The 19,802-nt window shown below is 53.8% G+C and carries 17 protein-coding genes; all 17 read left to right on the top strand.

Going from position 1 to position 19,802, the window contains the following annotated elements:
- Position 1: 1 nt before the first annotated feature.
- A complete protein-coding gene (gene rplA, locus DSL70_RS10280; RefSeq protein ID WP_119307795.1) occupies positions 2 to 694 on the top strand; it encodes a 50S ribosomal protein L1 in 693 nt (230 codons plus the stop codon).
- 321 nt (positions 695 to 1,015) lie between these two features.
- A complete protein-coding gene (gene rplJ / locus DSL70_RS10275) occupies positions 1,016 to 1,534 on the top strand; it encodes a 50S ribosomal protein L10 (protein ID WP_119307794.1) in 519 nt (172 codons plus the stop codon).
- Between the two features lie 54 nt (positions 1,535 to 1,588).
- Positions 1,589 to 1,963 carry a 50S ribosomal protein L7/L12 gene (gene rplL, locus DSL70_RS10270; protein ID WP_119307793.1) on the top strand — a complete coding sequence of 125 codons (375 nt, stop codon included), beginning with the start codon at positions 1,589 to 1,591 and terminating at the stop codon, positions 1,961 to 1,963.
- A gap of 156 nt (positions 1,964 to 2,119) precedes the next feature.
- Positions 2,120 to 6,262 carry a DNA-directed RNA polymerase subunit beta gene (gene rpoB / locus DSL70_RS10265; protein WP_119307792.1) on the top strand — a complete coding sequence of 1,381 codons (4,143 nt, stop codon included), beginning with the start codon at positions 2,120 to 2,122 and terminating at the stop codon, positions 6,260 to 6,262.
- Between the two features lie 89 nt (positions 6,263 to 6,351).
- Positions 6,352 to 10,554, top strand: a complete 4,203-nt coding sequence (rpoC, locus tag DSL70_RS10260) for a DNA-directed RNA polymerase subunit beta' (protein WP_119307791.1) — start codon at positions 6,352 to 6,354, stop codon at positions 10,552 to 10,554.
- A 696-nt stretch (positions 10,555 to 11,250) separates the two neighbouring features.
- A complete protein-coding gene (gene rpsL, locus DSL70_RS10255) occupies positions 11,251 to 11,622 on the top strand; it encodes a 30S ribosomal protein S12 (protein WP_090075714.1) in 372 nt (123 codons plus the stop codon).
- A gap of 23 nt (positions 11,623 to 11,645) precedes the next feature.
- Positions 11,646 to 12,116, top strand: a complete 471-nt coding sequence (gene rpsG / locus DSL70_RS10250; RefSeq protein ID WP_119307790.1) for a 30S ribosomal protein S7 — start codon at positions 11,646 to 11,648, stop codon at positions 12,114 to 12,116.
- A gap of 18 nt (positions 12,117 to 12,134) precedes the next feature.
- Positions 12,135 to 14,210 carry an elongation factor G gene (fusA, locus tag DSL70_RS10245; RefSeq protein ID WP_119307789.1) on the top strand — a complete coding sequence of 692 codons (2,076 nt, stop codon included), beginning with the start codon at positions 12,135 to 12,137 and terminating at the stop codon, positions 14,208 to 14,210.
- A 96-nt stretch (positions 14,211 to 14,306) separates the two neighbouring features.
- Positions 14,307 to 15,497, top strand: coding sequence for an elongation factor Tu (tuf, locus tag DSL70_RS10240; protein WP_119307788.1), 1,191 nt, complete (start codon positions 14,307 to 14,309; stop codon positions 15,495 to 15,497).
- A gap of 60 nt (positions 15,498 to 15,557) precedes the next feature.
- A complete protein-coding gene (gene rpsJ, locus DSL70_RS10235) occupies positions 15,558 to 15,866 on the top strand; it encodes a 30S ribosomal protein S10 (protein ID WP_090072145.1) in 309 nt (102 codons plus the stop codon).
- A 24-nt stretch (positions 15,867 to 15,890) separates the two neighbouring features.
- Positions 15,891 to 16,610 carry a 50S ribosomal protein L3 gene (rplC, locus tag DSL70_RS10230; protein WP_119307787.1) on the top strand — a complete coding sequence of 240 codons (720 nt, stop codon included), beginning with the start codon at positions 15,891 to 15,893 and terminating at the stop codon, positions 16,608 to 16,610.
- Positions 16,610 to 17,230: a 50S ribosomal protein L4 gene (gene rplD / locus DSL70_RS10225; protein WP_119307786.1), complete on the top strand. Its 621-nt coding sequence runs from the start codon at positions 16,610 to 16,612 to the stop codon at positions 17,228 to 17,230. The genes rplC and rplD overlap by 1 nt, the downstream gene beginning before the upstream one ends.
- Positions 17,227 to 17,520 (top strand): 50S ribosomal protein L23, encoded by a 294-nt coding sequence (locus DSL70_RS10220; protein WP_119307785.1) that lies wholly within the window; start codon positions 17,227 to 17,229, stop codon positions 17,518 to 17,520. The genes rplD and DSL70_RS10220 overlap by 4 nt, the downstream gene beginning before the upstream one ends.
- Positions 17,521 to 17,545: 25 nt before the next feature.
- A complete protein-coding gene (gene rplB / locus DSL70_RS10215) occupies positions 17,546 to 18,382 on the top strand; it encodes a 50S ribosomal protein L2 (protein ID WP_119307784.1) in 837 nt (278 codons plus the stop codon).
- A gap of 10 nt (positions 18,383 to 18,392) precedes the next feature.
- Positions 18,393 to 18,671, top strand: a complete 279-nt coding sequence (gene rpsS, locus DSL70_RS10210; protein ID WP_119307783.1) for a 30S ribosomal protein S19 — start codon at positions 18,393 to 18,395, stop codon at positions 18,669 to 18,671.
- Positions 18,671 to 19,051 (top strand): 50S ribosomal protein L22, encoded by a 381-nt coding sequence (gene rplV / locus DSL70_RS10205; RefSeq protein ID WP_119307782.1) that lies wholly within the window; start codon positions 18,671 to 18,673, stop codon positions 19,049 to 19,051. Before rpsS ends, rplV begins: the two co-directional genes overlap by 1 nt.
- The gene (gene rpsC / locus DSL70_RS10200; RefSeq protein WP_119307781.1) at positions 19,051 to 19,773 is read left to right on the top strand and encodes a 30S ribosomal protein S3; all 723 of its coding nucleotides are present in this window, start codon (positions 19,051 to 19,053) and stop codon (positions 19,771 to 19,773) included. The genes rplV and rpsC overlap by 1 nt, the downstream gene beginning before the upstream one ends.
- Positions 19,774 to 19,802: the final 29 nt, after the last annotated feature.

Below are 19,802 nucleotides of genomic sequence, written 5' to 3'. Positions count from 1 at the left end.
AATGGCTAAAGTCGGAAAACGTATCCGCGCTGCGCGCGAAAAAGTTGATGCCACTGCAACCTATGCTCTTGCAGATGCCGTTAAACTGATCAAGGAAGCCTCTTCTACGAAATTTGACGAGACTGTCGAAGTTGCTCTCAACCTGGGTGTTGACCCGCGTCATGCCGACCAGATGGTTCGTGGCGTATGTCAGCTGCCTGCCGGTACCGGTAAAACCGTTCGCGTTGCAGTTTTTGCACGTGGCGACAAGGCTGAAGAAGCCAAGGCTGCCGGTGCTGATATCGTTGGTGCTGAAGATCTCGTCGAGATCGTTCAGGGCGGCAAGATCGATTTCGACCGCTGCATTGCGTCCCCGGACATGATGCCGCTGGTTGGTCGTCTTGGTAAGGTTCTCGGCCCACGCGGAATGATGCCGAACCCGAAAGTTGGTACCGTGACCCCTGACGTTGCTCAGGCTGTCAAGGACTCCAAAGGTGGTTCTGTTGAATTTCGTGTTGAAAAAGCCGGTATCGTTCATGGCGGTGTTGGCAAGGTAAGCTTCGATGAAGCTGCCCTTGTGGATAACATCAAAGCCTTTGTTTCTGCGGTTTCTAAGGCGAAACCGGCAGGTGCCAAAGGTACTTACATGCAGAAAATGTCTCTGTCCTCCACCATGGGGCCTGGGCTGACTGTAGATCTTGCTTCTGTCGAGTAAACCGACTAGAAGTCAAACGTGATTCCTCCCGATTCTTGTCGGGGGGATGTCTGACTATGGTCAGACACCTGTCCAAGACTGCAGGGGTCTGTTGTTTCGGTGACGGACTTAATAGCCTGCACAGATGGGGTGGAACTGATTTGACATTTCAAATGTCAGTTTGGTTCGAACCTATGCTTGCCGATTTTGCTGGTCAATTGAGGCGAGGAGGACAGGTCCCTTCGTGCCAGGACTCCTTGCTCTTGTAGTCAAGTGGATCTGGTCAAGTGTAACCTCCGGTTTCTTTCCGCAAGGAATGGGCCGGTAACTGGAGAGAAGGCATTGGATAGAGCGGAAAAGCAACTTGCTGTTACGTCCCTTCACGAAACGCTGAAAAGCGCCGAGGTTGTGGTCGTTGCTCACTATGCTGGCCTCACTGTTGCAGAAATGACAGCTCTTCGCGCTCAAATGCGTGAAGCTGGTGCATCAGTGCAGGTTGCCAAGAACCGTCTTGTCAAGCTCGCTCTTCAAGGCACGGACGCTGAGCCGATTTCTGACCTGTTTACAGGCCAGACCCTGATCGCCACTTCTGGCGATCCGGTAGCAGCACCGAAGGTGGCCTCGGAATTTGCCAAGAAAAACGACAAGCTCGTTATTCTCGGTGGTGCCATGGGGTCCACTATTCTCGATACCGCGGGCGTGAATGTACTTGCTACCATGCCGTCGCTTGATGAACTTCGCGGCAAGATCGTTGGTGTGCTTCAGGCACCTGCAACGAAAATTGCTCAGGTTCTGCAGGCCCCGGGCGGACAGCTCGCGCGTGTATTCGGCGCCTATGCCAAGAAGGACGAAGCGGCATAAGGCCGTTCTCAAAAACATTTGTAATTTAGGTTCGTACCAACAGGAAACAATACGATGGCTGATCTTGCTAAGCTCGTAGAAGAACTCTCTGCACTGACCGTTATGGAAGCTGCAGAACTGTCCAAAATGCTCGAAGAAACATGGGGCGTATCTGCTGCTGCTCCTGTAGCTGTTGCTGCTGTAGCTGGCGCTGCTGTTGCTGAAGCTGCTGAAGAAAAAACCGAATTTGACGTGATCCTGGCTTCTGCCGGCGACAAGAAAATCAACGTCATCAAGGAAGTTCGCGGCATCACCGGTCTTGGCCTGAAAGAAGCTAAAGAGCTCGTAGAAGGTGCTCCGAAGCCGGTTAAAGAAGGCGTAGACAAGGCAGAAGCTGAAGAGCTGAAGAAGAAGCTCGAAGAAGCTGGCGCTACCGTCGAATTGAAATAAGGTCTAGACCTTATATAGAATTTCGGGGGAGTGATTCCCCCGAAATTTGCTTTGAAAATCAGGTGCCCTTTAATTAGGGCGTTTTTCTCAAGAGCCTGCACAATCCTGTGACGGGCTTTTTGGTCAACCGCCCATTGAGCGAGACGAGGAGCGACGATGGCTCAGACGTTTTCCGGTCGCAAACGTTTAAGAAAATACTTCGGTCATATTAAAGAAGTGGCAGAGATGCCAAACCTCATCGAGGTGCAGAAAGCTTCTTACGACCAGTTCCTGCAAGTAGAAGAACCCGCCTCTGGACGCCTTGATGAAGGTCTCCAAGCGGTATTTTCTTCTGTGTTCCCAATCACGGATTTTTCCGGCGCCTCGCAGCTGGAATTTGTCCGTTACGAATTCGAGGCGCCGAAATATGACACTGAAGAGTGTCGTATGCGCGGCATGACCTATTCCGCTCCGCTGAAGCTGACCCTGCGTCTGATCGTCTTCGAGGTGGATGAGGATACCGGCGCCAAGTCGGTCAAGGATATCAAGGAACAGGATGTCTACATGGGCGATATGCCGCTCATGACGGACAAAGGTACCTTCATCGTCAATGGTACCGAGCGTGTCATCGTTTCCCAGATGCACCGCTCTCCTGGCGTGTTCTTCGATCATGACAAGGGCAAGAGCCATTCTTCGGGCAAACTGCTGTTTGCCGCCCGCATCATTCCTTATCGCGGCTCCTGGCTCGATATCGAATTCGATGCGAAGGATGTTGTGTATGCCCGTATCGACCGTCGTCGCAAGATCCCTGTATCCAGCCTGCTGTTCGCACTCGGCCTAGACACGGAAGAGATTCTCGATACCTATTACGAAAAGATCTCCTATCAGCGCGACGGCAATGACTGGCGCGTGGCCTTCAATCCGAGCGCTCTCAAAGGATCCAAGCCGGATACCGACCTGATCAACGCCGAAACCGGCGAAGTGGTTTTCGAGGCTGGCAAGAAGCTGACGGTTCGCCAGATCAAGAAGCTGGAAGAAACCGGCCTCAAGTATCTCAAGGTCACCGACGAGGATTTCTACGGCAAGTATCTTGCTGAAGATGCCGTGAGCTACACCTCGGGCGAGATCTTTGCCGAAGCTGGTGACGAGATCGACGAGAAGGTGCTTGGCGTTCTCAAGGATGCCTCTTTCGAGGAAATCTCCGTTCTCAACATCGACCACGTCACCGTTGGTCCGTACATCCGCAACACGCTTGCTGTCGACAAGAACAGCAGCCGTGAATCTGCGCTGTTCGACATCTATCGTGTGATGCGTCCTGGTGAACCGCCGACCATCGAAACCGCTGAAGCGATGTTCGAATCGCTGTTCTTCGATGCCGAGCGCTATGATCTTTCTGCGGTTGGTCGCGTGAAGATGAACATGCGCATGGACCTCGATGTTGCCGACACGGTGCGCATCCTGCGCAAGGAAGACATTGTAGAAGTTATTCGTACCCTGCTTGATCTGCGTGATGGCAAGGGCGAAATCGACGACATCGATAACCTTGGCAACCGTCGTGTGCGTTCCGTTGGCGAACTGATGGAAAACCAGTATCGCATCGGTCTTCTGCGCATGGAACGTGCGATCAAGGAACGTATGTCCTCGATCGAAATCGACACGGTCATGCCGCAGGATCTGATCAATGCGAAGCCGGCCGCTGCTGCGGTTCGCGAGTTCTTCGGATCGTCGCAGCTCAGCCAGTTCATGGACCAGAACAACCCGCTCTCCGAGATTACGCACAAGCGTCGTCTGTCTGCGTTGGGCCCTGGTGGTCTGACCCGCGAGCGTGCGGGCTTTGAGGTTCGTGACGTGCATCCGACCCACTACGGTCGTATCTGTCCGATTGAAACGCCTGAAGGTCCGAACATCGGTCTGATCAACTCGCTGGCAACTTTTGCCCGCGTCAACAAGTACGGTTTCATCGAAGCACCTTATCGGAAGGTCATCGATGGTCGTGTGACCAATGATGTTGTCTATCTTTCTGCCATGGAAGAGGCCAAACACTATGTCGCACAGGCCAACGTTGCCCTAACGGCTGAAGGCAGCTTTGTTGAGGAAACGGCCATCTGCCGCCACGCCGGCGAAGTGATGAACGTTCCGATCGAACGCGTTGACTTCATGGACGTTTCGCCGAAACAGCTGGTGTCCGTTGCTGCGGCGCTCATTCCGTTCCTTGAGAACGATGACGCCAACCGCGCCCTGATGGGCTCGAACATGCAGCGTCAGGCCGTGCCGCTTGTCCGCGCCGAGGCTCCGTTCGTTGGAACGGGCATGGAGCCGGTTGTGGCTCGCGACTCCGGTGCTGCCATCGCTGCAACACGTACCGGTATTGTTGATCAGGTGGATTCGACCCGTATCGTTATCCGGGCAACCGAAGACATCGATCCGCGCAAGTCAGGTGTTGACATCTACCGTCTGGCCAAGTTCCAGCGTTCGAACCAGTCGACCTGTATCAACCAGCGCCCGCTGGTTGCCGTTGGCGATCTGGTGCAGAAGGGTGAGATCATTGCTGACGGTCCGTCCACGGATCTTGGTGATCTGGCGCTGGGCCGCAACGTTCTCGTGGCCTTCATGCCATGGAACGGCTACAACTTCGAAGACTCCATCCTGCTTTCCGAGCGTATCGTGAAAGAGGATATCTTCACCTCGATTCACCTCGAGGAATTCGAAGTGATGGCACGCGACACCAAGCTCGGGCCGGAAGAAATCACGCGCGATATTCCGAACGTGTCGGAAGAATCGCTCAAGAACCTAGACGAAGCTGGCATCACCTACATCGGTGCCGAAGTGAAGCCGGGCGACATTCTTGTCGGCAAGATCACGCCGAAGGGCGAAAGCCCGATGACGCCGGAAGAAAAGCTTCTGCGTGCTATCTTCGGTGAAAAGGCTTCCGACGTTCGCGACACCTCGCTCCGCATGCCTCCGGGAACCTTTGGTACCGTTGTTGAAGTTCGTGTCTTCAACCGTCACGGCATCGAAAAAGACGAGCGCGCGATGTCCATCGAGCGCGAGGAAATCGAGCGTCTGGCAAAAGACCGTGATGACGAGCAGGCCATTCTGGACCGCAACGTCTATGGTCGTCTTGCCGACATGCTGAACGGTAATGTCGGGACGGCCGGTCCCAAGGGCTTCCGCAAGGATACTACCATTTCCAACTCGGAAATGGCCGAATATCCGCGCAGCCAGTGGTGGCTGTTTGCCGTCGAAGACGACAAGCTGATGGGCGAGATCGAAGCTCTGCGCAATCAGTATGACGAAAGCCGCAAGCGTCTTGAGCAGCGTTTCATCGACAAGGTCGAGAAGCTGCAGCGCGGGGATGAACTGCCACCGGGCGTCATGAAAATGGCCAAGGTCTTCATTGCCATCAAGCGCAAGATTCAGCCGGGTGACAAGATGGCTGGCCGTCATGGTAACAAGGGTGTGGTATCCAAGATCAACCCGATCGAGGACATGCCATATCTGGAAGACGGCACCCATGTCGACATCGTTCTGAACCCGCTGGGCGTGCCGTCGCGCATGAACATCGGTCAGATCCTTGAAACCCACCTGGGGTGGGCCTGTGCGGGCATGGGTCACAAGATCGGCAAGATGTATGATGAATACAGACGGTCGGGCAATCTTGAACCGCTGCGTCTTGAGCTGAAGGATGTCTATCACGACAACGGCAAGAACCTTGATGTCGATGATTATGACGATGACAGTGTCGTCAAGATGGCCGAACAGCTGCGCAAGGGTGTTTCCATTGCAACGCCGGTCTTCGACGGGGCTCGCGAGCCTGACGTCAATGATATGCTGGTTCAGGCTGGTCTCGACATGTCGGGTCAGTCCAAGCTCTATGACGGTCGTACCGGTGAGATGTTTGACCGCAAGGTGACGGTTGGGTACATTTATATGCTCAAGCTGCACCATCTGGTCGACGAGAAGATCCATGGTCGTTCCATCGGGCCATACAGTCTTGTTACCCAGCAGCCGCTTGGTGGTAAGGCCCAGTTCGGTGGTCAGCGCTTCGGTGAGATGGAGGTCTGGGCTCTGGAAGCTTATGGCGCAGCCTACACCTTGCAGGAAATGCTCACCGTCAAGTCGGACGACGTTGCCGGTCGTACCAAGGTCTATGAAGCCATTGTTCGGGGTGATGACACCTTCGAAGCCGGTATTCCGGAGAGCTTCAACGTTCTTGTGAAGGAAATCCGGTCTCTGGGTCTGAACATGGAGCTGGAAGACAGCCAGCGTCTGATCGATCTGGAACCCAATGATACGCCGCCTGCGGACGCTGCAGAGTAAGCAGCGCCCGAGTAATCAAACTAGGCAAATTTCGGAACGGATCGTGGGGGGAAGCCCTGCGATCCGTCTAACCGTCAAGAGGAGACACCATGAACCACGAGGTCATGAATCTTTTCAGTCCGCAGGCTCAGGCCCAGACTTTCGACCAGATTCGCGTTTCCATCGCGAGCCCGGAGAAAATTCTCTCCTGGTCATTCGGTGAAATCAAGAAGCCTGAAACGATCAACTATCGTACGTTCAAGCCTGAGCGTGATGGTCTTTTCTGTGCGCGTATCTTTGGCCCGATCAAGGACTATGAGTGCTTGTGCGGCAAGTACAAGCGCATGAAATACAAGGGCATCATTTGTGAAAAATGTGGCGTCGAGGTCACCCTGTCCCGCGTGCGTCGTGAACGCATGGGTCATATCGAACTCGCAGCTCCCGTTGCTCACATCTGGTTCCTGAAATCCCTTCCTAGCCGTATTGGCCAGCTGCTCGACATGACGCTCAAGGATCTTGAGCGCGTTCTCTATTTCGAGAACTATATCGTTGTTGAACCGGGCCTGACGCCGCTCAAGGAATATCAGCTCCTCACCGAAGAGGAGTATATGATTGCTCAGGACGAATATGGCGAGGATACCTTCACCGCCATGATCGGCGCCGAGGCGATCCGCGAAATTCTGGCTTCTCTCGATCTGGAACAGATCTCCGAGAAACTGCGTCAGGAAATCGCTGAGAGCACCTCATCCCTGAAGCCGATCAAGCTGGCCAAGCGTCTGAAGATCGTAGAAGCCTTCATCGAGTCCGGCAACCGTCCGGAATGGATGATCATGACCGTCATTCCGGTCATTCCTCCCGATCTGCGTCCTCTGGTTCCGCTCGATGGCGGCCGGTTTGCCACGTCTGACCTCAACGATCTCTATCGTCGTGTGATCAACCGTAACAACCGTCTGAAGCGTCTGATGGAACTGCGTGCGCCGGATATCATCATCCGCAACGAAAAGCGCATGTTGCAGGAATCTGTTGATGCGCTGTTCGACAACGGTCGTCGTGGCCGCGTCATCACCGGTGCCAACAAGCGTCCGTTGAAGTCACTGTCCGACATGCTGAAGGGCAAGCACGGCCGTTTCCGTCAGAACCTGCTCGGCAAGCGCGTCGACTATTCCGGTCGTTCCGTTATTACCGTGGGTCCTGAACTGAAGCTGCATCAGTGCGGTCTGCCGAAGAAAATGGCGCTTGAGCTGTTCAAGCCGTTCATCTATTCGCGTCTGGACGCCAAGGGCTACTCGACCACCGTCAAGCAGGCCAAGAAGCTGGTTGAAAAGGCCAAGCCGGAAGTCTGGGATATCCTGGAAGAGGTTATCCGTGAACATCCGGTGATGCTGAACCGTGCGCCTACGCTGCACCGTCTGGGCATTCAGGCGTTTGAACCGCATCTGGTTGAAGGCAAGGCCATTCAGTTGCATCCGCTCGTCTGCTCGGCCTTCAACGCCGACTTCGACGGTGACCAGATGGCTGTTCACGTGCCGCTTTCGCTGGAAGCCCAGCTGGAAGCCCGTGTGCTGATGATGTCGACCAACAACATTCTGCATCCGGCCAACGGTGAACCAATCATTGTGCCTTCGCAGGACATTGTTCTTGGTCTTTATTATCTGTCCATCATGAATGAAAACGAGCCGGGTGAGGGGATGTTGTTCTCCGATATCGGCGAGTTGCATCATGCGCTGGAAACCAAGGCTGTCACGCTGCATGCCAAGATCAAGGGCCGTTACAAAACCATCGACGAGGACGGCAATCCGGTTTCGCAGATCTATGAGACGACTCCGGGCCGCATGCTGATTGGTGAGCTTCTGCCGCGCCATCCGCAGGTGTCCTTTGAGGCTTGCAACAAGCTGATGACCAAGAAAGAAATTTCCAAGATGATCCATTTCGTCTATCGGGCGTGTGGTCAGAAGGAAACGGTCATCTTCTGCGACAAGATCATGGGCCTCGGCTTCAACCGTGCTTTCCGCGCCGGTATTTCCTTCGGCAAGGACGACATGGTTATTCCGGAAACCAAGGCAGGTCTTATCGAAGAGACCAGCGCCATGGCCAAGGAATTCGAAACCCAGTATAACGACGGTCTCATCACGCAGGGCGAGAAATACAACAAGGTTGTTGACGCCTGGGCGAAATGTACTGACCGCGTTGCTGACGAAATGATGAAGCGCATTCAGGCCGTCGAGTATGATGAAGAGACCAAGCGTCAGAAGCCGATGAACTCGGTTTACATGATGGCGCACTCTGGTGCTCGTGGTTCGCCGGCTCAGATGAAACAGCTGGCAGGTATGCGCGGTCTCATGGCCAAGCCTTCGGGCGAGATTATCGAAACACCGATCATCTCGAACTTCAAAGAAGGCCTTACCGTGATGGAATACTTCAACTCCACACACGGTGCCCGTAAGGGTCTGGCTGATACGGCTCTGAAAACGGCCAACTCCGGTTACCTGACCCGTCGTCTGGTGGACGTTGCTCAGGACTGCATCATCACCGAACGCGATTGCGGTTCCGAAGAGGGGCTGGAAGTTCGCGCGATTGTTGACGCCGGTCAGATTGTTGCCACGCTTGGTACCCGTACCAAGGGCCGCACGGCTGCTCTGGATGTTGTCAATCCGAAGACCGGTGAAATCATCGTTCCGAAGGGGTCGATCATTTCCGAAGAGCATCTTGAGGAAATCGAGACCTGTGGTCTTCAGTCCATTACTGTTCGCTCGGTTCTGACCTGTCATTCCCGCAACGGTGTTTGCGCGGCATGCTACGGTCGCGACCTTGCTCGCGGGACGGAAGTCAACATTGGTGAGGCTGTTGGCGTTATCGCTGCCCAGTCCATCGGTGAGCCGGGCACGCAGCTGACCATGCGTACGTTCCACATTGGTGGTACGGCACAGGTGGTTGACAGCTCGTTCATCGAATCCAACTTCGAAGGCACGATCGAGATCCGCAACCGCAACGTTGCTCGCAACTCCGAAGGCAAGCTGATCACCCTTGGTCGGAACGTCTCCGTTGCCATCATCGATGAAGAAGGCAATGAGCGGTCTGTCAACAAGGTCACCTATGGTACGATCCTGCATGTTGACGAAGGTGACAAGGTCAAGGCTGGCCAGCGTCTGGCTGAATGGGACCCGTATACCCGTCCGGTACTGAGCGAAGTGAACGGTGTCATCGACTTCGAAGACGTTGCCGAAGGCCTGTCGGTCAGCGAAGCGACGGACGAGTCGACCGGTATCACCAAGCGCGTTGTTATCGACTGGCGCTCCAACCCGCGTTCTGCAGACATGAAGCCTGCGATCACGGTCAAGGACTCCAGCGGTGCTATCAAGTCTCTGCCGCGTGGTGGCGACGCCCGTTACATGCTCCAGGTCGAGGCCATTCTCTCGGTTCAGCCGGGTACGAAGGTTTCTGCCGGTGACGTTCTGGCTCGTATCCCGATGGAAAGCGCCAAGACGAAAGACATCACCGGTGGTCTGCCACGCGTTGCCGAACTGTTCGAAGCCCGCCGTCCGAAGGACCACGCTGTCATCGCCGATTATGATGGCACCATCCGCTTCGGTCGCGACTACAAGAACAAGCGCCGCATCGTTCTGGAGCCGGCTGATGAAAAGATCGAGCCAATTGAATATCTGATCCCGAAAGGACGTCCTTTCCATCTTCAGGAAGGCGACTTCATTGAAAAGGGTGACTATATTCTCGATGGCAACCCGGCGCCGCATGACATTCTGGCCGTCAAGGGCGTTGCAGCTCTTGCCGAATATCTCGTCAACGAGATTCAGGACGTCTACCGTCTGCAGGGCGTGGGCATCAACGACAAGCACATCGAAGTGATTGTTCGCCAGATGCTGCAGAAGATCGAAATCGAAGATCAGGGCGACAGCTACTTCCTACAGGGCGAACATATCGATCGCCTGGAGTTCGCAGAAGAAAACGAACGTCTGGCTGCAGAAGGCAAAACCCCGGCAAAGGGCAAGCCGGTTCTGCTTGGTATCACCAAGGCAAGCTTGCAGACCCGTTCGTTCATCTCGGCGGCTTCCTTCCAGGAAACCACACGCGTCCTGACCGAAGCATCTGTTCAGGGCAAGATCGATACTCTGGAAGGTCTGAAGGAAAACGTGATCGTAGGTCGTCTCATTCCGGCTGGTACCGGCCGCGTGATGTCCGGTCTGCGTCGGGTTGCTACCCATCGCGACGATCTCATTCTGGAAGAGCGCCAGAGAACACAGTCTTTGACCAACACCCCGCAGATCTCCGATCTGTCGGCCAAGGAACCTGCCGAATAAGTCTGCCGCAGGCATGAATCATAAAAGGGGCCGTCACCCGCGTGGTGTCGGCCCCTTTGTTTTGGGCTCATCCGAGGCGCCCAAAAGGTCAAAGCCTAACCATTGCGAAGAAAGACTTCGCGGGCGTTTCGGGTTCAAAGACGCTTGCCATGGCAAGCGACGGAAAATGTTAACATATATGATTGCAGATTTTCGTCTGATCCGGGTGTTTTATTAAGTCTGGCAAGAGAATCTTCTGCGGCGTGATTCATGCTTTCGATCGGGTTCTGATCTGGTCAATAATGCTGGTCTGGGGAAGAATCGGCTGATTTCAGCGAGATTTCAAAGTCTCCGCATTATTATTGTGTATCACAGTGTAAAAACGCAATTATATTACGCGCTTAGACCGCAAATGGCGGACTTCCCTGAATCTTCATCAAGGGGGTTGACGGAATGCAATCTTCAGAGTAGGTTCGCGCCACTTCTCGAACATGCCGTAAGTGCTCATTGATCGAAAGCGCCTCGTTTTCGACACAGGACCATTTAAACGATGTTCGTCTCAATGAAGCTGAGATTGACTGGCTCATGATTGCGGATTTCCGTAATCCTCTGGTTTTCACAGCCCCGTTCGCGGCAAGGGTCGCGCGCTGCTGCGCTTTTGCACGTGCGGACGGAGCAATAGGTATTTATTCAGAGAGATCTGAAAGGCACACGTTAATGCCAACCATTAACCAGCTTATTCGCAAACCGCGCAAAGCGCCGGTGAAGCGAAACAAAGTTCCGGCCATGGAGGCCTGCCCTCAGAAGCGGGGCGTATGTACGCGCGTCTACACCACTACGCCTAAGAAGCCGAACTCGGCTCTGCGTAAGGTTGCCAAGGTTCGCTTGACCAACGGTTTTGAAGTTATCGGCTATATCCCTGGTGAGGGCCATAACCTTCAGGAACACTCCGTTGTCATGATCCGCGGCGGTCGCGTGAAAGACTTGCCTGGTGTTCGTTATCACATCCTTCGCGGTGTTCTCGATACTCAGGGTGTTAAAGACCGCAAACAGCGCCGTTCTAAATATGGTGCAAAGCGGCCTAAATAAGCCGCTATTGGAGTTCTGGTCACATGTCACGTCGCCATAGTGCAGAAAAACGCGTTATCAACCCGGATCCTAAGTTCGGCGATATCGTTATTTCAAAATTCATGAACAGCATCATGCTGGACGGTAAAAAGTCTGTTTCTGAACGGATCGTTTACGGTGCCCTTGATGCTGTTGAAGGAAAGCTGAAGCAGAATCCGGTAGAAGTGTTCCACACTGCTCTGGAAAATGTCATGCCTGCTGTTGAAGTTCGTTCCCGCCGCGTTGGTGGTGCGACTTATCAGGTTCCTGTTGATGTTCGTTCTGAACGCAAACAGGCTTTGGCTATCCGTTGGATCATTACTGCTGCTCGTAACCGTAACGAACGCACCATGATCGATCGCCTCTCTGGCGAGCTTCTGGATGCCTTCAACAACCGCGGTTCGGCAGTCAAGAAACGCGAAGATACGCACCGTATGGCTGAAGCCAACCGTGCCTTCTCGCATTATCGCTGGTAAACCATTAGGGGCTAAGTCATGGCACGCAGCCACAAGATTGAGGATTATCGTAACTTCGGCATCATGGCTCACATCGATGCTGGTAAGACGACCACGACTGAACGAATCCTCTATTACACAGGGAAAAGCCATAAGATTGGCGAGGTTCATGATGGTGCTGCCACCATGGACTGGATGGAACAAGAGCAGGAACGCGGTATTACCATTACCTCTGCTGCTACCACTTGTTTCTGGCGTGAAAAGCGTCTGAACATCATCGACACCCCAGGCCACGTTGACTTCACCATTGAAGTTGAACGTTCTCTGCGTGTGCTTGACGGCGCTGTGTGCTGCCTGGATGCGAACGCTGGTGTTGAGCCTCAGACTGAAACCGTATGGCGTCAGGCTGACAAATACAGCGTTCCTCGGATGATCTTTGTCAACAAGATGGACAAGCTCGGTGCCGATTTCTATCGCTGCGTTGAAATGATCGAAAGCCGCCTTGGCGCAAAGCCGCTCTGCCTTCAGTTGCCTGTTGGTGCTGAGAGCGAGTTCAAGGGCGTTATCGATCTGGTCAACATGAAGCAGATCATCTGGCATGAAGAGCATCTGGGTGCAGAGTTCGAAACGAATGAAATCCCGGAAGCCGACTTGGCTCAGGCTGAAGAATATCGCGAAAAGCTGATCGAGACCGTTGTCGAAATCGACGAAGCTGTCATGGAAGCCTATCTGGAAGGCGAAGAGCCATCCAAGGAAACGCTGATGAAGCTGATCCGCAAGGGCACCATTGCCAACGAGTTCATTCCGATTCTCTGCGGTACTGCGTTCAAGAACAAGGGTGTTCAGCCTCTTCTTGACGCCGTTGTCGATTATCTGCCAAGCCCGGTCGACATCGAATCTATCCGTGGTATCGATGCCAAGACCGAACAGCCGATCGAACGTCATGCTGACGACAACGAGCCATTCGCCATGCTTGCTTTCAAGATCGCGAACGACCCGTTTGTTGGCTCCCTGACTTTCTGCCGTATCTACTCGGGCAAGCTCGAAGCTGGTACGTCGGTTCTCAACACCGTGAAAGAGAAGCGCGAGCGCGTCGGTCGCATGCTTCAGATGCACTCCAACTCTCGTGAGGACATCAAGGAAGCATTCGCTGGTGACATCGTTGCTATCGCTGGTCTGAAGGATACCACCACTGGTGATACCCTCTGCGATCCTCTGAAGCCGGTTATTCTGGAACGTATGGAGTTCCCGGAACCGGTTATCGAAATCGCTGTTGAGCCGAAGTCCAAGGCTGACCAGGAAAAGATGGGTCTTGCTCTGAACCGTCTTGCTGCAGAAGATCCTTCCTTCCGCGTCAAAACGGACGAAGAATCCGGCCAGACCATCATGGCTGGCATGGGCGAGCTTCATCTCGACATTCTTGTCGACCGTATGCGTCGCGAGTTCAAGGTTGAGGCAAACATCGGTGCGCCGCAGGTGGCTTACCGTGAAACCATCAGCCGTACTGAAACTATCGATTACACCCACAAGAAACAGTCGGGTGGTACCGGTCAGTTCGGTCGCGTCAAGATGGTTATTGAGCCGAACGAGCCAGGTGCTGGTTTTGAGTTCAAATCCTCTATCGTTGGTGGTGCTATTCCGAAAGAATACATCCCTGGCGTCGAAAAGGGCGTTCAGTCCGTTATGACCGCAGGTCCTCTGGCTGGCTTCCCGATGGTTGACATCAAGGTGGACCTCATTGACGGTGCCTTCCATGACGTTGACTCTTCTGTGCTTGCCTTCGAAATTGCTGCTCGTGCAGGTTTCCGCGAAGGTTGCAAGAAAGCTGGTCCGAAACTGCTCGAGCCAATGATGAAAGTCGAAGTTGTTACCCCTGAAGAGTACATGGGCGATATCATCGGCGACATCAACTCCCGCCGCGGTCAGATCTCCGGAACTGAAGCTCGCGGTGTAGTAACCGTTATTGGCGCCATGGTGCCGTTGGCGAACATGTTTGGCTATGTGAACACTCTTCGTTCCATGTCACAGGGTCGCGCACAGTTTACCATGACGTTTAATCACTACGCACAGGTGCCACAGGCTGTCGCTGACGAAGTCCAGGCCAAATACGCCTGAGTTCAGAAGTTTGGTTGATTGTCCTGCTCTCGGCTTCGGGGGCAGGGCGGTCGAGCCGCCGCACTTAATGATGTTTTCAAGAATGGAGACTTTCCTATGGCTAAGGAAAAGTTTGAACGTACAAAGCCGCATTGTAACATCGGCACGATTGGTCACGTTGACCATGGCAAAACCACGTTGACAGCAGCCATCACCATGACCCTTGCGGAAGTTGGTGGTGCAACCGCTAAGGCTTATGACGAGATTGACGGTGCGCCTGAAGAAAAGGCCCGCGGTATCACGATCTCCACGGCTCACGTTGAGTATGAGACAGCAAAACGTCACTACGCTCACGTTGACTGCCCTGGCCACGCCGACTATGTGAAGAACATGATCACCGGCGCGGCACAGATGGACGGCGCAATTCTGGTTTGCTCTGCAGCCGATGGCCCGATGCCACAGACCCGCGAACACATTCTTCTGGCTCGCCAGGTTGGCGTTCCTGCACTGGTTGTCTACCTGAACAAGGTTGACCAGGTAGACGACGAAGAACTGCTTGAGCTGGTTGAAATGGAAGTTCGCGAACTTCTGGACTCCTACGAGTTCCCAGGCGACGAAATTCCGATCGTCAAGGGTTCTGCTCTTGCAGCCGTTGAAAACCGCGATCCGGAAATCGGCCGTGATTCCATCCGCGCCCTGATGGATGCAGTTGATGACTACATCCCGACCCCGGATCGTCCGGTTGACCTTCCGTTCCTGCTGCCGATTGAAGACGTTTTCTCGATCTCTGGTCGTGGTACGGTTGTTACCGGTCGTGTAGAACGTGGTATCATCAAGGTAGGCGAAGAAATCGAGATCGTCGGTATCAAGCCAACCCAGAAAACCACCTGCACCGGTGTTGAAATGTTCCGCAAGCTGCTCGATAGCGGCCAGGCAGGCGACAACGTTGGTGTTCTTCTGCGCGGTACCAAGCGTGAAGACGTTGAGCGTGGTCAGGTTCTTTGCAAGCCGGGTTCTGTTACCCCGCACACGAAGTTCAAGGCAGAAGCCTACATTCTGACGAAAGAAGAAGGTGGTCGTCACACCCCGTTCTTCACCAACTATCGTCCTCAGTTCTATTTCCGCACGACCGACGTTACGGGTGTTGTTACCCTTGACGAAGGTGTTGAAATGGTGATGCCGGGCGACAACGTCAACATGAATGTTCAGCTGATCGTTCCGATCGCCATGGAAGAAAAACTGCGCTTCGCTATCCGCGAAGGTGGTCGTACCGTTGGCGCTGGTATCGTCGGCTCAATCATCGAGTAATCATTAGGGCAGGGGTGCCCGGGTTCGCTTGGCGCACCCCAGTCTTTTGAGGTTGAAAATATGAACGGTCAGAATATTCGAATTCGCCTTAAGGCATTCGACCATCGCATTCTCGATACGTCAGCTAAGGAAATCGTGTCCACAGCAAAGCGCACTGGCGCTAACGTTCGTGGTCCGGTTCCTCTTCCGACCCATATCGAGAAGTTCACTGTCAACCGTTCGCCGCATGTTAACAAGAAAAGCCGTGAGCAGTTCGAGATCCGTACGCACAAGCGTCTCCTCGACATCATCGACCCGACCCCTCAGACGGTTGATGCCCTCATGAAGCTAGATCTTGCGGCCGGTGTGGACGTAGAAATTAAGCTCTAACGTGAGCGAGAGGCAAGAGTAGCCATGCGTTCTGGTGTGATCGCACAGAAGTTGGGAATGACCCGCATTTATACCGAAGCCGGCGAACATGTTCCGGTTACGGTTCTCAAGATTGAGAATTGCCAGGTTGTTGCTCAGCGTACTGTAGAGAAAAACGGCTATACCGCCCTTCAGTTGGGTGTGGGTAAAGCCAAAGTAAAGAATGTTTCGAAGCCTATGCGCGGCCATTTCGCCGTAGCGCAGGTTGAACCGAAACGTAAACTTGCTGAATTCCGTGTAAGCGAAGAGAACCTCATCGAGGTTGGTGCTGAGCTGACTGCGGACCATTATGTTGCTGGTCAGCATGTGGATGTTGTTGGTACGTCTATTGGTAAAGGCTTTGCCGGTGCCATGAAACGCCACAACTTCGGTGGTGGACGCGCTACACACGGCGTATCCGTATCTCACCGTGCCCACGGTTCGACTGGTCAGTGTCAGGATCCGGGCAAGGTCTTCAAAGGCAAGAAGATGGCTGGTCACTTGGGGTCAACCCGCGTAACCACTCAGAATCTGAAGGTTGTCAAAACCGATGCCGACCGTGGCCTGGTTCTGGTTCAGGGTGCTGTTCCTGGTTCCAAAGGTGGTTGGATCCTTATCAAGGACGCCGTCAAGAAGGCTCGTCCTGAAGGGGCTCCGCTTCCAGGTGCTATCCGTACTGCCGATGCTCCAGTAGCTGAAGCAGCAGCAGCGGAGGGTGAAGAATAATGGAACTCAAAATTAAAACCCTTGATGGCGGCGATGCAGGTTCCGTAGCTGTTTCTGAAAGCGTCTTTGGTCTTGAGCCACGTGCCGACATCATGGCCCGTATGGTTCGCTACCAGCAGATGAAGAAGATGGCTGGTACGCACAAAACCAAGACCCGCGGTGAAGTGACCGGCACAACTAAGAAATTCCTTCGTCAGAAGGGTTCTGGTGGCGCTCGTCATGGCAACAAGAAGGTGCCTCAGTTCCGTGGTGGTGGTCGTGCGTTTGGTCCGGTTGTTCGTGACCATGCAATCGAACTGCCGAAGAAAATTCGTGCGCTTGCGCTCAAACATGCTCTGTCTTCCAAAGTCAAGAATGACAATCTGATCATTCTGGATGATGTGACGGCAGCAGCACCAAAGACCGCACTCGTGAAGAAACAGATTTCCGGTCTGGGCCTCCAAAGCGCTCTGATCATTTCCGGTAAGGAAGTGGACGAGAACTTTGCTAAAGCTGCCCGCAATATCGTCGGTATCGATGTGTTGCCGGTTCAGGGCATCAACGTTCTTGATGTTCTGCGTCGCGACACACTGGTTCTGACCAAGGCCGCAGTCGATGCTCTGGAGGAACGGTTCAAATGACCAACCTTCGTCATTACGATATCATCCGCAGCCCGGTGATCACCGAGAAGGCAACCCTGCACTCCGAACAGGACAAGGTTGTATTCAACGTATCCAAGGATGCGACTAAAGAAGAAATCAAGGCCGCCGTAGAGGCACTGTTTTCTGTTAAAGTCAAAAGCGTCAACACTCTGGTCCGCAAGGGCAAGGTAAAGCGCTTCAAAGGCATTATCGGTAAACAGGTCGACGTGAAAAAAGCGATTGTTACCCTCGAAGAGGGCCAGTCCATTGACGTCACGACTGGTCTTTAAGCAACGCGGGGATAGGCTTTAAGTCATGGCACTCAAGACCTTTAAACCGACAAGCCCAGGCACGCGTCAGCTGGTGATCGTAGACCGGTCCGATCTTTGGAAAGGGAAACCGGTCAAAACGCTCACCGAAGGCTTGACCAAGTCTGGCGGTCGTAACAACAATGGTCGCGTCACATCACGTCGTCGTGGTGGCGGTCATAAGCGCAGCTATCGTATCATCGACTTCAAGCGTCGCAAGTTTGACGCTGTTGGCACGGTAGAGCGTTTGGAATATGATCCAAACCGTACGGCATTCATTGCTCTGGTTAATTATGAAGACGGCGAACAGGCCTACATCCTGGCTCCTCAGCGCCTCCGCGCTGGCGACAAGGTTGTTTCCGCCAACAAAGCCGCCGACATCAAACCAGGCAACGCTATGCCACTGGCCAACATGCCTGTTGGTACCATCATCCACAACGTGGAGATGAAGCCGGGCAAGGGCGGTCAGATTGCACGCTCTGCTGGTGCTTATGCCCAGCTGGTCGGACGCGATAGTGGCTACGCGATCATTCGTTTGAACTCTGGTGAAACCCGCCTGGTACTTGGCTCTTGCATGGCCTCCGTTGGTGCTGTTTCCAACCCGGAACATTCAAACATCAATCTTGGTAAAGCTGGCCGTAACCGTTGGCTCGGTAAACGTCCAGAAGTGCGCGGTGTCGTTATGAACCCGGTTGATCACCCACATGGTGGTGGTGAAGGCCGGACCTCAGGTGGTCGTCACCCTGTGTCTCCATGGGGCAAGCCTACCAAGGGCAAGCGTACTCGCTCTAACAAGTCGACCAACAAGTTCATTGTTCGCAGTCGGCATCAGCGCAAGAAATAAGGGTTAACCGATGGCACGTTCTGTTTGGAAAGGTCCGTTTGTAGACGGATACCTTCTGAAGAAGGCAGACAAGGTTCGCTCTTCTGGTCGTAGCGAAGTGATCAAGACCTGGAGCCGTCGCTCCACGATCCTGCCTCACTTCGTTGGACTCACCTTCGGTGTGTACAATGGTCAGAAGCATGTGCCCGTACTCGTCTCTGAGGAGATGGTCGGACACAAACTGGGCGAATTTTCTCCGACCCGTAACTACTACGGTCACGGGGCCGACAAAAAGGCTAAGAGGAAATAATGGGTAAGGCAAAACGCGCACGCGTCCTGAAAGACAATGAGGCAAAAGCGGTAACCCGCATGCTTCGCACGTCTCCGCAGAAGCTGAACCTTGTCGCAGCGATGATCCGGGGGAAAAAGGTTGACAAGGCTCTGGCCGAGCTGACCTTCTCTTCCAAGCGCATCGCAAAAGATGTGAAAAAATGTTTGGAATCTGCGATCGCCAACGCTGAAAACAACCACGAGCTGGATGTTGACAGCCTGATTGTAGCAGAAGCTTATGTTGGTAAGGCACTTGTGATGAAACGCTGGCAGCCACGTGCTCGTGGCCGTGTTGGCAAGATCCTCAAGCCTTTCTCCAACCTGACGATTGTTGTTCGTGAAGTTGAGGAGACAGCCTGATGGGACACAAGGTTAATCCAATTGGTCTTCGTCTTGGCATCAACCGCACTTGGGATTCTCGCTGGTATGCAAACAAGGGCGAATACGGTACTCTTCTTCATGAAGACTACGCTATTCGCGCCATGCTGGAAGAAGAACTCAAGCAGGCGGCTGTATCCAAAATCGTTATCGAGCGTCCGCACAAGAAGTGCCGTGTGACCATTCACTCTGCACGTCCGGGCATCGTAATCGGCAAAAAAGGCGCCGACATCGAAAAACTTCGCTCGAAAGTTGGCAAACTAACCAGCTCCGACGTCCATATCAACATTGTTGAAGTACGGAAGCCGGAATGCGATGCCAACCTCGTTGCTCAGTCCATTGCACAGCAGCTGGAACGCCGCGTTGCTTTCCGTCGCGCAATGAAACGGGCCGTTCAGTCCGCCATGCGGATGGGCGCTGAAGGTATTCGTATCAACTGTGCAGGCCGTCTGGGTGGTGCCGAGATCGCACGTACTGAATGGTATCGTGAAGGTCGCGTTCCGCTTCATACTCTGCGCGCTGACATTGACTATGGTACTGCTGAAGCTCTGACCGCTTATGGCATTTCTGGTATCAAGGTGTGGATTTACAAAGGCGAGATCATGGAACATGATCCGATGGCCTCTGAACGCCGCGCTTCTGAAAACCAGGATCAGGGCAACAACAATAACCAGCGCCGTCGTAGCAATAAACCTGCTGCTTAATGTCGGTTACCAACTGAGTTAAGAGAGAA

Origin of the sequence: Cohaesibacter haloalkalitolerans (assembly GCF_003574655.1) — a bacterium.
Classification (GTDB): Bacteria; Pseudomonadota; Alphaproteobacteria; order Rhizobiales; family Cohaesibacteraceae; genus Cohaesibacter; species Cohaesibacter haloalkalitolerans.
The sequence above is the reverse complement of the archived record's forward strand: the minus strand, read 5'-3'. Positions and strand labels throughout refer to the sequence as shown.